Origin of the sequence: Microcoleus sp. PH2017_05_CCC_O_A, from assembly GCF_020738785.1 — a bacterium.
Lineage (GTDB): Bacteria > Cyanobacteriota > Cyanobacteriia > Cyanobacteriales > Microcoleaceae > Microcoleus.
Genome location: NZ_JAEQCB010000198.1, coordinates 1 through 13517, shown reverse-complemented (window position 1 = coordinate 13517; position 13517 = coordinate 1). Strand labels below are relative to the sequence as shown.

Here is a 13517-nt window from a genome sequence, read left to right as displayed (position 1 = left end):
GGGCAAATAGTCTCGCGCGGCCACAATTTGCTCAAAAAGCTACCCAAATAGTCAAGGATGGGTAGCTTTGTCCATAAATTAAGTTACAGTTCCTAACCCGGTTTCTGAGAAAATATCTGCTGGGTAGCAAAACATTTCGAGAGAAACCGGGTTTCTCTTAATTATGCAAAGTCTAAGAAACCTGGTTTCTGAGAAAATATCTATATGGATGGCAAAACATTTCCCGAGAAACAGGGTTTCGGCGAATTATCCATCAGGTTAAGAAACCCGACTCTAATAGCTGGTAAAAGTATAGTCATCTATGACATGACGTGGGAGGCATCAAGTCCCTCCCCTTTCGCTTTCACTTCGAGCGGATTGACCCGCCTCGGCTGAGCTACGCCCACGACCTATCCCATCGCTAAAAGCATTTGGGATTGCTTTTCTCAAAATATTATACCAAATTCAAAAAATAAGAGAACTAATTGCGCTTAGCAGAAGGCGGGTTGGTGAAACGCAACCAAGTTGCTAAAGTAGCTACGGCGAAAACTGAAGCAAAGCCGAACGTCAAGAAAGTTTCAAAGGCAGACATAATACTGTTCCTCTTTATTTTGAGCGATCGAGTAAATCTTTTCCTTTTTCTTTATATCAGCCTCAATCAATTTCTTCAACCTGTCCGGACATAAAGTATTTACTACTTTACAATGTAAAATATTTCTTTACAAAAAGTTACAGTCTTCCCAGATTACTCATAATATCGAGCAATTCCTGAGGCCGTTCAATCAAAAAATCGGGATTGTGTGCAGCCAAAACTTCCTGAGAATTAAAACCCCAACTTACCGAAATTACCTTAATACCAGTTTTTCTAGCAGCATCTATATCTCGGATTTCATCTCCTACATACACGACTTCTTCAGGATTTATATGCTCTTTTTTCAGCCATTTATTAATAACTTTATGTTTGCCAAAAGTTGAACCCGAGTAAATAAAGCTGAAAGTGTTTTGCAACCCGTTGATTTCTAGCAAGGCTAAGACATTCTCTTGGGAATTAGAGGTGATAATCCCCAATTGAAAGCCAAGGTTTTTTAACTCTAGCAAAACTTCTTTAATTCCCGCAAATAATTCAATTTTAGGAATTTCACTGCGTAACTCTGCTTTCAATTTTCTAATCAGCAGCGGGAATTTGAAGATAGAAATGCCAGAATACCGGAGGATTTGCCAAGAAGTTAAGTTGCTTAATTGAGCGAGTTCATCTTTTGTCGCAGACTTAAAGCCGAATTCTGCTGACAAACGGTTGGTGATGTTCAGAAGAATATCGATTGTATCTGCTAAAGTACCGTCAAAATCAAAAATAATTACTTTGGTCATTGGGGAAGATTAAATCACGAGGGGGAAATCTCTTCTATATTACTCATTGCCTTTTGATTGTTAACGCAAAAAAAAGATAGCAACGGCGGGAATCGCACCCGCATCTCCCGGTATACTCCAGGGAATTCTACCATTTAAACTACGTTGCTGGTGGCAGCGAACCGAATCAAACGGTTGTCTCTCGCCTTGACAAGCGAATGATTTATCCGTGGAATCAATCCCAAATCGAAAATCTAAAATCCTCTCTTCCCCCGAATTTATCCGTGGGGTCGCCTCTAAAATCTAAAATCTAAAATCGATTGACGGGGCGATCGCTCTACCACTGAGCTACGCTGCCCCATTGCATTATACATTTTAAATGCAACTATTTGAGAATTGCCAAGCTGACAAACTCTAGACATAAATAACTATCAAGTAGGGTGTGTCAGTTGCGATAATTGTTATTTCCTGCCAACCATCTCAAAACTGACGCACCATTTTTTCTTGGTAGGTTCGTTTGCAGACATCGATTTTAAAAGAAGGAAGTTCGGCAACGAGCAATGTACGGGATGTAACGGATGTCAGAAAGAAGGAAAAAAAGACTGAAACTACTGACAACTATCAACTGTCAACTGTCAACTGACTATTAATTTGATTTGCTTTCGCATTCCGCCGCAACATTTCGGGTTTAATTCGCCGCAGTGCCGAAGCTGTAAATCGGCGGTTCCATTCTTCATCGGAAATCTCCGCTAATTCTGCAAGTGTCGGTGCTATGTTTTCAGGATAAGGCTCAAATTCTGCAACATCCGTTGGTTTGGCAAATCGCTGATTCCAGGGACAAACATCTTGACAAATGTCGCAACCTGCTACCCAACCTTGTAAATTAGATGCAATTTCGTCGGGCAGTTTTTCGGCTCGATTCTCGATCGTATGATAAGCTATGCACCGATCGGCATTCACGACAAAAGGCTCAGTAATTGCTTTCGTCGGACACGCCTCGATGCAGCGAGTGCAGGTACCGCAATGTTCGGTGTGTGGCGCATCCGGCTCTAACTCGATATTAGTCAAAATTTCGCCCAAAAACACCCAAGAACCGTATTCTCGCGAAATTACATTACCATTTTTAGCCATCCAGCCAATCCCCGCCCGCTGCGCCCACACTTTATCCTGAACCGGCCCGGTATCAGCATAATACCGTGCTTCAATTCCTTCGCCTTGCGATCGCACCCAATTTGCTAACAGCTTCAGTTTTTTGTGCAAAATTTTGTGGTAATCCCGCCCCCAGCCGTAGCGAGAGATTTTAGCATACTCTCTGACTGCATCGTCCCCCCCCTCCAACGGGGGATTCTCGGGGCGTTGGTGAGGCGTGTAGTAATTGAGGGCGACACATATTAATGACTGCACATCTGGCACGAGCGATCGAATATCCAGCCGTTTCGGGTTAGCCATCCATGCCATATCCGCCTGATAACCCTTGTCCAGCCAAGCCTGCAATCTTTGTTTTTCTCGATCGACATCTGCGTCTGCTGAGGCGATCCCGACTTTGTGAAATCCCAACTCTAGGCCTTTTTGCTTAATGCGATCGCTATTAATTGTTATTTTCATCGGATAAAAAACCATATCACAAAATGGGCTATAAGTCTATTAATATTTAGACTGATTTTACGACAGAATTCATAATACTTTCACAATCTTTATATTTATAAATTTGAACTGTAATTTGTCAAAAACGTTACATAATTTTAATTAAGGGAGAATTCGATTCGCACATCTCAAGTACGGAAATCAAACCTACAGCGAATCCCACAGTATAAACATGGCAGTTAGCATTCAATCAGCTCAATCTATTTTCTCGAACACCGAGATTGCTAGTGCTGTTCCGGCCACCACGGACTCGTTCTACAAACTCAGCGTTGAAGACCAACTCGCACTGCTCTGGTATGCTTACACGGAAATGGGCATTTCCATTACCGCAGCCGCCCCGGGAGTAGCCAGCATGGCGCTGGTTGAAGGCGTCCTGGGCGAAATCAAACAGATGTCGCCGGCTGCTCAAAGCAAAACCATGTTTGACCTAGCCAGCAACGCCGACACCACCATCGGCCGGATTTACACTTCATTGCGCGTCAATACTAAACTCGGTTTCTGGTACGAGTTGGGACAGTTGATGAAACAGGGCGCTGTCGCTCCCATCCCTGCTGGCTATCAAATGTCTCCCGAAGCAACCCAAGTCCTTGAAACCATCAAGAAGCTCGATCCGGGTCAACAAATTACTGTACTTCGCAACACCGTAGTTCACATGGGCTACGATCCCGATTTCAGCCAAGAATACGGCAAACGCTCTGCTCCTCGCAGCACTCCAACCGCTGTAGCAGAGCGAGTGAAAACCCAGATTGAGGGTATCAGCGAGCAAACTGTGCTCAGCTACATCGACAACATGAACGCCTTCGACTTCACCCCAGCCGTCGGTTTATTTGCTGAAGACGGTGCTCTCCAACCGCCTTTCCAAAAGCCGATCGTCGGTCGCGAAGCTATCCTCAACTATATGCGGGAAGAGTGCATCGGCCTGAAAATGCTGCCCGAGCGAGGTGTGTCGGAGCCTGCTGAAGATGGCTACCGCCAAGTCAAAGTCACGGGTAAAGTCGAAACTCCTTGGTTCGGCGCCAATGTGGGTATGAACATCGCGTGGCGGTTTATGCTCGATCCTCAAGGTCAAATTTTCTTTGTGGCGATCGACTTGTTGGCTTCTCCTAAGGAATTGATGAATTTGATGCGCAAATAGCATCTTCTTGTTTAACAAAGACTCTACAGCAACCCAGATGCCACGAGGTGTCTGGGTTTAGTTGATTTGAGATTTGAGATTTTTCGATTTTTGATTTGAGATTTGAAGGATTCAAGGATTGGGAATGGCTGATGGCATAAGGGTTTGCGACTTGCCTACAGTTGCATTATTTTTGGTAACTGGTACAATTTCGGTCGATCGGCCTCAAAGCTCCAGGAGGCGCATAGCATTATTGATTTTTTTTAGATAAAATTTATGACCCTAGCTATATCTTTTGATGGATTTGCTGTGACCAAGAGAATGATTACATTAGATTCATTCATCTCCAATCATTTCTTATATGACCGCCACAACTCGACCTATTTTAACTCGCTCTATAAATATCGTCGGTCTCACAAAGCCTGCGCTAGAGCAATATTTTGAAACTTTTAACGCGGGCGATTTTGAAGCGACCGCTAATTTGTTTGCTGAGGACGGGGTTCTGCACGCGCCCTTTGAAGAGCCAATTATCGGCAAAAGCTCGATCGCCCGTTATCTAAAAACAGAAGCGCCAGGAATGCATCTCGAACCCCAGCAAAGTGCAAGCAAAATTTTAGAAGATGGCACAGTTGAAATTCAGGTCAGCGGCCGGGTGCAAACTCCCGCATTTGGTATTAATGTCGGATGGGTTTTTCTGCTCAATTTTCAGCAAGAAATTCTTTCTGTTACCGTCAAACTCTTAGCGTCTCCCCAAGAATTGCTGACTCTGCGACCTAAGAAATTCGGTTCTTAATATAGGAATTATCCAGGGAGTGAGGCACAAATTGGTAATTGGTAATTGCCAAGAAAGCGACCGCAATGAAATTGTTTTATAGTGAGGAATAACCTCATCTCCAGAGGGAGCATCCCAATGAATGCAAAAAAGCAATTTTTTTACAGTGCTATCCCCGAAAAGCGAGTGTTGAATATATCGCTCTTCGGGGACAGCACTATAAAATCAAAACTGAGAGGCTCCCATCTATCTAAGCATAGCCAACGCTATAGAAAGCCGATTTTTTCAGTATTTATCAGCCCGCAACAGTACCTAGAGCAACCGCAGCCGACAGCTAAAACGTTGTTATGTTATACGATTTATAAAAAGTATTGGTACATAATTGTTGGGGATGAGTAAAACGAGGAGTTGTTTGCTTAACTCGCGATAGAGGTGCGTCGCTACTCTAAAAGTCGCTTTTCTTTACGGATTTTTAATAGCGACGCACCCTACAGCTACTGTTGCTTGTTTCTTCTTAATTCTTTCTTCTTCCTTCGGCTCTACAATCTTAGAGTCTGGTTAGAGAGGGACGAGATTGCAAGAAAAAGTGGCTGTCACCGCACGGTGCGACAGACAACCACTAGAATCAAAAACATTGTCAATCACTAATGACTAATGACTAATGACTAAACGGTGCGACAGACAACCACTAGAATCAAAAACATTGTCAATCACTAATGACTAATGACTAATGACTAATGACTAATTAAGATTTTTCCGGCAAACTCGCTTCCAACTTCAGACAGTTACGACCGTCTAATTGCAAAGTGTAGTCCACCCGATCCATAAGTCGGCTCATAATCAGCCAGCCATAGCCACTTTCTTGTTTAGCTTCCGGCCTCGGGGGACTGTAAGTATCCATTTCGTAACCTTTACCGTAATCCCAAATTTCTAAACCAATATCCCGATTTTTTAAATTCAAGCGAATTAAAACTGGCAGATTGGGTTGATCTTTGTGAGCATGGCGGATCACGTTAGAATAGGCTTCTGCTAACACCAAGCGCAAACGATTCGACTGACGCGGCCAATCGACGTGCTCTCCTAGCTCAACTTCCAAACTGCTCAGCAACCAATTTTCAACTATTGTTAAAAACCGCAAGTCGCTTGGCACATGAAGCTCAGTATTCATAAAAAAATCCCGTAAGTTTGAAAACCCTGTGTCTTCAGACCAGGTTTGACACTCGAGCGGGCTAAAGCCGCTGAGATTCTACTGACAGAATTAGACAAAGGGTGTGACCTAAATCTAATCTCGTTACGACCGTCAAGCGCCGTCTACTTAGTCACTCATCGTCAAGCGATAGTTACTAGCTAATGATTGTTGTTTCTAATGCTTTCAGAATCCATCACTAAGCCAAGACGCGGTACGCTCGACATCCTGCCATTATTAGCTCTTTTTGTGTTGCCTCTCAATAGGCGTACTAAGTTGCAGGGATTTCTCCGATACTAGGATGTTTCAAGACGTAGATGTTTTTGTTCTTACTCACAATCTAAATTGTATCATACTACGAAGAACACGGGGACTAAAGTCCTCCGCGTCGCTTTCCTAGGAAGGACTAAAGTCTCTGAGTTTCCCGCATCCCGTATTAGTTTTATGAAACATGACGCACCAAATTTATCTGGCGTTAATATTTGCCGCTACATAGAGGATACTCAATGGCGGGCGATCGATGCAATACAATTTTTTTGAAAGCCTCGATCGCAAAGCATCAGTTAAAAGTTAGGCATTTACCCCGCCCAAAAAACGGATACCGTGCCACTTACCACCGTCGTGGAGAGATCCAAATTTTAGAGGAAAGTTCAAGCTCCCGCGATTGAATGCGAGAGTCAAATCTCAAATCTCAAATCTCAAATCGACTGACGCGCTAGTTCTGTAACTTTTGCCGTTAGCGAAGCTTGCAGAAGAGCATCGCCCGCGTTCTCTGTATTAATCTGTAGGCCCTAAACTGACGGCTGGAGTTTTTGAGACCCAAAGCCCCCGACTCTTCGTCGGCATGACTGACAGATTCAGAGAACCTCCAGAGAGAGTATGGTTTGGTCGTCTTCCTGAACGGGATTGTCAGCTCGGATGTAAGCCAACAAATTGTCCAAGTTGAAAGAACCAGGCTCTTGAATCAAAAGTTGCCAAAGCCCTTCTTGTTGTAGCATAGAACGGGTTTCTTCGCCCCCTGCGACCGCCTTAGTGGTCACGCTAGCTTCAGTAATCCCGTCACTTGTCAGCAGAAATACATCTCCTGACTTTAATTCGATCGCACCAGCTTTACCTTTCCAGACTGGCAATATCCCCAAGGGAATACCGCGAGCTTTGAGGAAATTCGGCTCTGCTGGCGTTGCACCGCTAGCTGCTTGAGCTTTCACCTCTGAGTTAGACCAAACGATCGGATAAATGTGACCAGCATTAGCAAAAGCCAGGTGTCCTGTTGACGGAGTGTAACGAGCTACAACCATTGTAATAAAATGGTTGTTGCCGATCAGATCGTCAGCCATACTGCTGTTCATATTCTGCATCACTCTCTCGGGTTCGGGAGAAACTTCTTGAGAAAGTTCGCGCCGCATCACCGAAATCGCGCTAGCCATAAATAGAGCAGCCGGAACACCCTTACCGGAAACATCTCCCACAGCTATCCAAATATCCCCTTGAGAGTGGACGTAGACCTCAAAAAAGTCGCCGCCAACTTCCCGCGCGGGATAGCAACAAGCTTGCACCCTGACAGTTTCAAAATCCGGCCAACTTTGGCGCAACAAGTTTGTTTGGATTTGGCGGGCCACCTCCAACTCGTTTTGCATCTGATTGGCTAAATCCAGAGTGCGCTGATAGAGCTTAGCTTGAGACAGGGCGAGAGCAGCTTGAGCTGCTACACCTTCTATTAACTCTATCTCTTCTCCCGACCAAGGGTTAGTGCCACCTTGCTGACACAGGGCTAGTACCGCCAGCAAGTCTTGCTGATAAGTTAGGGGCACAGCAATCTCAACCGAGTTACCGTCAGCCCCACTGTTGGCGCTGACTTGAGTTTGGCGGCTGGCTACGGCTTGAACCAGCAAATTTTCATCAAAAGAAAAGCTGCTAGGTTCGGCGTTTTGGGCTTGGTAGGGAAAGGTACTGGGTAATAGTCGATCGACCTCTACCGGCCGCAGCATACAATAGTTGGCCTCAAAAGTTTGACCTACGGTTTGAACAATAGTTTGTACCATACTAGAGTAATCTAGCGACCCGCGAATCACGCCCATCACCTCATTAAACAGAGATTCCTTGCGTAAAGCGCGGCGCAGTGCAACGCTGCGCTGCTTGTAGTATTTGTAAGTTTCTGACGCTTGATTGATAACTGATTTGAGCTCTTCAGGATTCCACGGTTTGGTGATGTACTTGAAAACTTGACCTGCATTAATTGCTTCTACCAAGTCTTCAACATCGGTGTATCCTGTCAGCAGAATCCGAATCGTATCAGGAAAGCGATCGACTGTTTTCCCCAAGAACTCGGTACCATTCATTTCTGGCATCCGCTGGTCAGATATAATCACCGCCATCTCGCCCTGTTCGTCTAGAACGGACAGGGCGCTGAGGGCGCTATCTGCTTTGTAAACCTGAAAATCGCGTCGAAACGTCCGGTACAGCAAATCCAAGTTGTCGGGTTCGTCATCGACTACCATTAGTTTCAGTTTGCTTCCATCTCCCCGACTCATGCTATTCCCTACTCCTAGGCGAATTAATCAGGTCTAAAACTAGCTTGTCAAGTACCCTTGGCTGATTGGGCCGAGCCGAATCAGGATCAGGGGTTCGGGTTTCATAGGTCAGTGCCATGTTAGTGATACCACAAGGAAGTTCGGAACTTGCATCCGGTCGCGGCCTGACCAGAAAGAATTGGTTTAAAGCCCCAAGGTTGAGCGGGAGAAATTAAAATCAGACTATTCATTACTCCAATCCTCGGACTTCCTTCTTAGAGGTCGCCCTCAACTGTCAACTGTCAACTGTCAACTGTCAACTGAACAGACCTCGCCGCCTTTGAGAGCTCGTCCTTTATTCCCGTTACAGCCGAATCAAGTTAATTTTTCTGCCAGTCTGAGCTTAGCAGAACGAGAGCGGGGATTTCTAGCTAGTTCGTCGGATTGTGGCACGATCGGCTTTTTTGTCAGTACCTGCAAACACTCTGTTGCTCTCAACTGGTGCTTGACCGGCCTGTCTTCGAGACTGTGAAAAGTAATAATTCCAATTCTCCCACCGGGTTTTAACCATTTAGGCGCTTGGTTGAGGAAAGTGTCTAAAGACGCTAGTTCGGAGTTGACAGCTATTCTCAAAGCTTGGAAAGTGCGGGTGGCGGGATGGATTCTACCGTTGCGCTGCTTGGGTGGGAAGGTAGAGGCGATCGCACCTGCGAGCTCTGTAGTAGTTTCAAAAGGACGCGATTGCACAATCCGCCTCGCGATGCGCCGCGACAGTCGCTCCTCGCCGTACTTGTAAATAATATCTGCTAGTTTAACTTCTTCCCAGTGATTGATAATCTCTTCTGCGGTCAAAGATTGCTGCTGGTTCATACGCATATCTAGTTGAGCTGGATGGCGAAAACTAAAGCCTCGTTCCGGTGTATCGAACTGAGCAGAGCTAACGCCCAAGTCTGCTATAATACCATCAAATTTGGCATCAGGAGACTGATATTGGGCAAAATTGCCGTGCCAACGCCACCACCGTCACATCAGGGGCCGCCGCCAAAATCAAACTCGTGTGTCCGCCGCCCCCAAGCGTCGCATCCAAATAGCGCCCGCCGGCACGCACAGCTAAACCCGCAATTAACTCACTTCCCAAAACAGGAACGTGATAGGTGTCAACACTGACATCCGATCCAGGGGTATCCTTTTCAGATAGCTCGATATCCTTCATAATCTATAAAAGTGAAACAAAAATCAACAATAGTCAGTTGTCAGTTGTCAGTTGTCAGTTGTCAGTTGTCAGTTGTCAGTTGTCAGTTGTCAGTTGTTCTCAGTTCCTAGTTAGAAAGTTTTTTTGCTAATGAGTGACCAATGCCCAATGCCCAATGACCAATTACCAATGACCAATTACCTATTACCAATTACCTATTATTATGTCAAGAATTGAGACTAGAACTGAACCAATGGTGCTCAACATGGGCCCGCACCACCCATCCATGCACGGCGTACTCCGGTTAATTGTCACCCTGGACGGCGAAGACGTAGTGGACTGCGAGCCTGTTTTGGGCTATCTACACCGCGGCATGGAAAAAATTGCCGAAAACCGCACCAACGTGATGTACGTCCCCTACGTGAGCCGCTGGGACTACGCTGCGGGGATGTTTAATGAAGCAGTCACAGTCAATGCGCCGGAAAAGTTAGCGAATATAGCTGTGCCCAAACGGGCGAGTTACATTCGGGTAATCATGCTGGAGTTGAACCGGATTGCTAACCACTTGATGTGGGTGGGGCCGTTTTTGGCAGACGTGGGCGCGCAAACTCCCTTTTTCTACACTATGCGCGATCGCGAACCAATTCTCGACTTGTGGGAAGCAGCCACCGGCTACCGCATGGTAAACAACAACTACTTCCGCATCGGCGGAGTCGCAGCAGATTTACCCTACGGTTGGGTAGACAAATGCGAAGATTTCTGCGATTACTTCCTTCCCAAAATTGACGAATACGAACGTTTAATCACCAACAATCCGATCTTCCGCCGCCGGATTGAAGGACTGGGTACAATTTCCCGCGCCGAAGCGATTAACTGGGGACTATCCGGGCCGATGTTGCGGGGTTCCGGTGTAAATTGGGATTTGCGGAAAGTTGACCATTACGAATGTTACGACGACTTCGACTGGGAAGTTTGCACCGAAGCTGCGGGCGATTGTTTAGCCCGCTACTTAGTCCGAATTCGGGAGATGCGCGAGTCAGTTAAAATTCTCTATCAAGCTTTGAAAGCACTCCCCGGCGGCCCTTACGAAAACTTGGAAGCCAAGCGCTTAGAAAGCGGGCCAAAATCTGAGTGGAACAGTTTCGACTATCAGTTTATTGGCAAAAAAGTAGCCCCGACTTTCAAAATTCCCAAGGGCGAACATTACGTGCGTGTCGAAAGCGGCAAGGGTGAGTTGGGAATCTATATTATCGGCGATGACAGCGTGTTTCCTTGGCGCTGGAAGATTCGTGCTGCGGATTTCAATAATTTGCAGATTTTGCCCCACATCGTGCGCGGTGTAAAGATTGCGGACTTGGTGGCGATTCTGGGCAGTATCGATATTATCATGGGTTCTGTCGATCGCTAGATGAAAAAGGGCGATCGTATTTTTGGGCTATTTGCTAAAAAGTGCGATCTCCCTTTTTTTGAATCCTCGATCGGCTACTATAAACTATGGAATCTCAACAATAAAAATCATAGCTAAAAATTACTTGAGATCCGCACTGCGTGCAAATATACTCACTAATATCCTCATCTACTCTTAACCAGCGCAAGTTTGTGCTGTTGCAGTAGGGGCAATACTGAGTGACAGATAAACTTTCAGTGGGGATACACTGCCATTTTGGTAAATTAACAGCTACCTCTGACTCTAGGGAAGTTAATGTATTAACAGGTAAACTCCATACCCTATCTAGTAATTCATTGACTTTGAAACTTAATTCATTAACATTTTCAACCCACAAATAGCCGCAGCGGACAGCACGACAGATCGAAACGTTTCTCTCTTCTTCAATAAATATAGAGTTTCCCTTGGGATCGATCGCCTCGCATTTCCACAATGTTAATACTATAGGAACTTCTTGTGCGTAATTCACTATCAAAGCCGGGATATCGTTTAGTTGATGTTCTGTAAAACAAGCCACCCATATATCGCCGGCAATTCTCTTGCATCTTTCTAAAGAAACGCAATTTTTTAACAAATTATCGAAGGCGATGATATCTTTGTCTACTTCATCGTGACCTAAGTAATTATTGCGTCTTTTTGTGTCTGCAAGATCGAAGATAACTAAATAAGCTGGTAATAATAACTCGCTTGAATTTTTGAACTCTTCTAAACAAGACTCTCTCGACATACAGAAGGATTATATTTAAAAGCTAAGGCTAGCTTATCACAGCGAGCGAAAATTGCCAATCTCAAATCTCAATTTTGCGATCGGCGTCAAAATGATATAATAAATTTTGAAAAATAGAGATGTTACAGAATGAATGCCAAATTTATGAACATCAAAATTTCTCTCTTTTCTCTTCCTCTGTGTCCTCTGCGCCCTCTGCGGTTAAAAAATCTTTATTTCCTCAATAAAATAACATCAACTATAAACTATGACAGTCCAGCAATTAGATATTAACGATAGCAACCCCGAACTCTGCGCTTTAATCAGCGAAAGAATTGCCGCCAGTCCCCAGCAGCGCATTACCTTTGCGGAATATATGGATTTGGCACTATATCACCCGCAGTATGGTTACTATAATGGCGATCGACCAAACATCGGCAAACAAGGCGATTTTATCACGTCGCCTCATTGGAGCGCAGATTTTGCTGAGGTTTTGGGCGAGCAATTTGTGGAAATGTGGCAAATTATCGGCAAACCTCATCATTTTACCATAGTAGAAATGGGTGCGGGGCGGGGAACCTTTGCCACACATTTACTGCAATACCTGCAACGACAACATCCCGATTTATTTAAAATATTAGAATACATTATTGTTGAGATTTCCCCTGTACAGCAAGCGGTGCAGCAGCAAAACTTAGCTGAATTTAAAATAGTCAAGTGGTGCAAGTGGGATGAAATAGCTAATAACTCGATTGTCGGATGCTTCTTTTCTAACGAGTTAGTAGATGCTTTTCCAGTCCATCAATTTATCATCGAACAAGGGCAACTTCGGGAAATTTACGTTACCGCAAACGAAGAAAAAAACGAACAATCTGGAAGCAAGTTTATTGAAGTAGTAGGCGAGCTTTCAAATCCTAAGATTGCCGAATATTTTGATTTAGTAGGAATTGATTTATCGGCAAGTGTCTATGGGGATGGTTATCGCAGTGAAGTTAATTTAGCAGCTTTAGAGTGGATAAAAACAGTTGCCAAAAAATTGCAGCGCGGTTATTTGTTGACAATTGATTACGGCCATCCGGCGCACCGATATTACAATCCGAGACGCACAGAGGGAACGCTGCAATGTTATTACCGCCACCGCTATCACAGCAATCCTTATATTAATGTGGGGTGGCAGGATTTAACGGCCCACGCTGATTTTACGGCGCTGGAAAAACAAGGTGAATTGTGCGGTTTGGAGATGATGGGTTTTACTCAGCAGGCTTGGTTTTTGATGGTGTTGGGTGTGGGCGATAGAATTGCTTCTCTATCTGCAAATGATGCACAAGTATTGGATTTGGCAACATTTTTACGCAGGCGGGAAGCGCTGTATCAATTGATCGATCAGATGGGTTTGGGGGGGTTTGGGGTTTTGGTGCAGTGTAAGGGGCTGAGTGAGGAGGAGAAAGGGGAAAAGCTTAAAGGCTTGAGAGTGCCAGATTAGTTATTTAGATGAGTTTTTAAAGTTGATATTTGGGGAGAATCTCAGTTTTGCATTTACAGTGCGAGCGTCCCCGCTCGCGTGCTTGTACAAGCACGCGAGCGGGGACGCTCGCACTACCATAAAAAATGCTTCTTGCA

The 13517-nt window shown here is 45.0% G+C and carries 9 protein-coding genes, 1 tRNA gene and 2 pseudogenes; 4 read left to right on the top strand and 8 right to left on the bottom strand.

All coding sequences use genetic code 11. The features are described from left to right. Nucleotides 1–299: 299 nt before the first annotated feature. The 4 genes and pseudogenes from JGK20_RS34695 to queG form a co-directional block, all read right to left on the bottom strand. Nucleotides 300–438 (bottom strand): annotated as a pseudogene (locus JGK20_RS34695) (RNA-guided endonuclease TnpB family protein); the annotation flags it as partial. Between the two features lie 270 nt (nt 439–708). After that, complete coding sequence (locus tag JGK20_RS30865) at nt 709–1347, bottom strand: HAD-IA family hydrolase (protein ID WP_293180656.1); 639 nt, start codon at nt 1345–1347, stop codon at nt 709–711. A gap of 77 nt (nt 1348–1424) precedes the next feature. After that, nucleotides 1425–1496 (bottom strand) — tRNA-OTHER (locus tag JGK20_RS30860). Between the two features lie 451 nt (nt 1497–1947). Further along, complete coding sequence (queG, locus tag JGK20_RS30855; protein WP_293180653.1) at nt 1948–2931, bottom strand: tRNA epoxyqueuosine(34) reductase QueG; 984 nt, start codon at nt 2929–2931, stop codon at nt 1948–1950. Between the two features lie 211 nt (nt 2932–3142). On the opposite strand from queG, the gene JGK20_RS30850 reads away from it, so the two are divergent. Both JGK20_RS30850 and JGK20_RS30845 read left to right on the top strand, forming a co-directional pair. Continuing rightward, complete coding sequence (locus tag JGK20_RS30850; protein WP_293180650.1) at nt 3143–4105, top strand: orange carotenoid protein N-terminal domain-containing protein; 963 nt, start codon at nt 3143–3145, stop codon at nt 4103–4105. A gap of 340 nt (nt 4106–4445) precedes the next feature. Further along, nucleotides 4446–4877 carry a nuclear transport factor 2 family protein gene (locus JGK20_RS30845; protein WP_293196404.1) on the top strand — a complete coding sequence of 144 codons (432 nt, stop codon included), beginning with the start codon at nt 4446–4448 and terminating at the stop codon, nt 4875–4877. 724 nt (nt 4878–5601) lie between these two features. On the opposite strand, the gene JGK20_RS30840 is transcribed toward JGK20_RS30845, so the two are convergent. The 3 genes and pseudogenes from JGK20_RS30840 to rsmH form a co-directional block, all read right to left on the bottom strand. Beyond that, complete coding sequence (locus JGK20_RS30840; RefSeq protein ID WP_293150468.1) at nt 5602–6024, bottom strand: anti-sigma regulatory factor; 423 nt, start codon at nt 6022–6024, stop codon at nt 5602–5604. 875 nt (nt 6025–6899) lie between these two features. Next, on the bottom strand, nt 6900–8573 hold the full coding sequence (locus JGK20_RS30835) for a SpoIIE family protein phosphatase (RefSeq protein WP_293180644.1): 1674 nt from the start codon (nt 8571–8573) through the stop codon (nt 6900–6902). Between the two features lie 354 nt (nt 8574–8927). Next, nucleotides 8928–9765 (bottom strand): annotated as a pseudogene (gene rsmH, locus JGK20_RS30830) (16S rRNA (cytosine(1402)-N(4))-methyltransferase RsmH). 202 nt (nt 9766–9967) lie between these two features. Here rsmH and JGK20_RS30825 point away from each other — a divergent pair. Beyond that, nucleotides 9968–11152 (top strand): NAD(P)H-quinone oxidoreductase subunit H, encoded by a 1185-nt coding sequence (locus JGK20_RS30825; protein WP_293122540.1) that lies wholly within the window; start codon nt 9968–9970, stop codon nt 11150–11152. Nucleotides 11153–11246: 94 nt separating this feature from the next. Here JGK20_RS30825 and JGK20_RS30820 read toward each other — a convergent pair whose 3' ends face one another. Continuing rightward, nucleotides 11247–11918: a hypothetical protein gene (locus JGK20_RS30820; protein WP_293208702.1), complete on the bottom strand. Its 672-nt coding sequence runs from the start codon at nt 11916–11918 to the stop codon at nt 11247–11249. Nucleotides 11919–12165: 247 nt separating this feature from the next. Between JGK20_RS30820 and JGK20_RS30815 the strand changes: the two genes are divergently transcribed. Next, the gene (locus tag JGK20_RS30815; RefSeq protein ID WP_293233311.1) at nt 12166–13380 is read left to right on the top strand and encodes a class I SAM-dependent methyltransferase; all 1215 of its coding nucleotides are present in this window, start codon (nt 12166–12168) and stop codon (nt 13378–13380) included. The last annotated feature ends 137 nt before the right edge of the window (nt 13381–13517 follow it).

Bases quoted from the DNA above. Each gene is read 5' to 3' on its own strand.
- JGK20_RS30865 (WP_293180656.1), bottom strand. From the start codon at position 1,347: ATGACCAAAGTAATTATTTTTGATTTTGACGGTACTTTAGCAGATACA.
- queG (WP_293180653.1), bottom strand. From the start codon at position 2,931: ATGAAAATAACAATTAATAGCGATCGCATTAAGCAAAAAGGCCTAGAG.
- JGK20_RS30850 (WP_293180650.1), top strand. From the start codon at position 3,143: ATGGCAGTTAGCATTCAATCAGCTCAATCTATTTTCTCGAACACCGAG.
- JGK20_RS30845 (WP_293196404.1), top strand. From the start codon at position 4,446: ATGACCGCCACAACTCGACCTATTTTAACTCGCTCTATAAATATCGTC.
- JGK20_RS30840 (WP_293150468.1), bottom strand. From the start codon at position 6,024: ATGAATACTGAGCTTCATGTGCCAAGCGACTTGCGGTTTTTAACAATA.
- JGK20_RS30835 (WP_293180644.1), bottom strand. From the start codon at position 8,573: ATGAGTCGGGGAGATGGAAGCAAACTGAAACTAATGGTAGTCGATGAC.
- JGK20_RS30825 (WP_293122540.1), top strand. From the start codon at position 9,968: ATGTCAAGAATTGAGACTAGAACTGAACCAATGGTGCTCAACATGGGC.
- JGK20_RS30820 (WP_293208702.1), bottom strand. From the start codon at position 11,918: ATGTCGAGAGAGTCTTGTTTAGAAGAGTTCAAAAATTCAAGCGAGTTA.
- JGK20_RS30815 (WP_293233311.1), top strand. From the start codon at position 12,166: ATGACAGTCCAGCAATTAGATATTAACGATAGCAACCCCGAACTCTGC.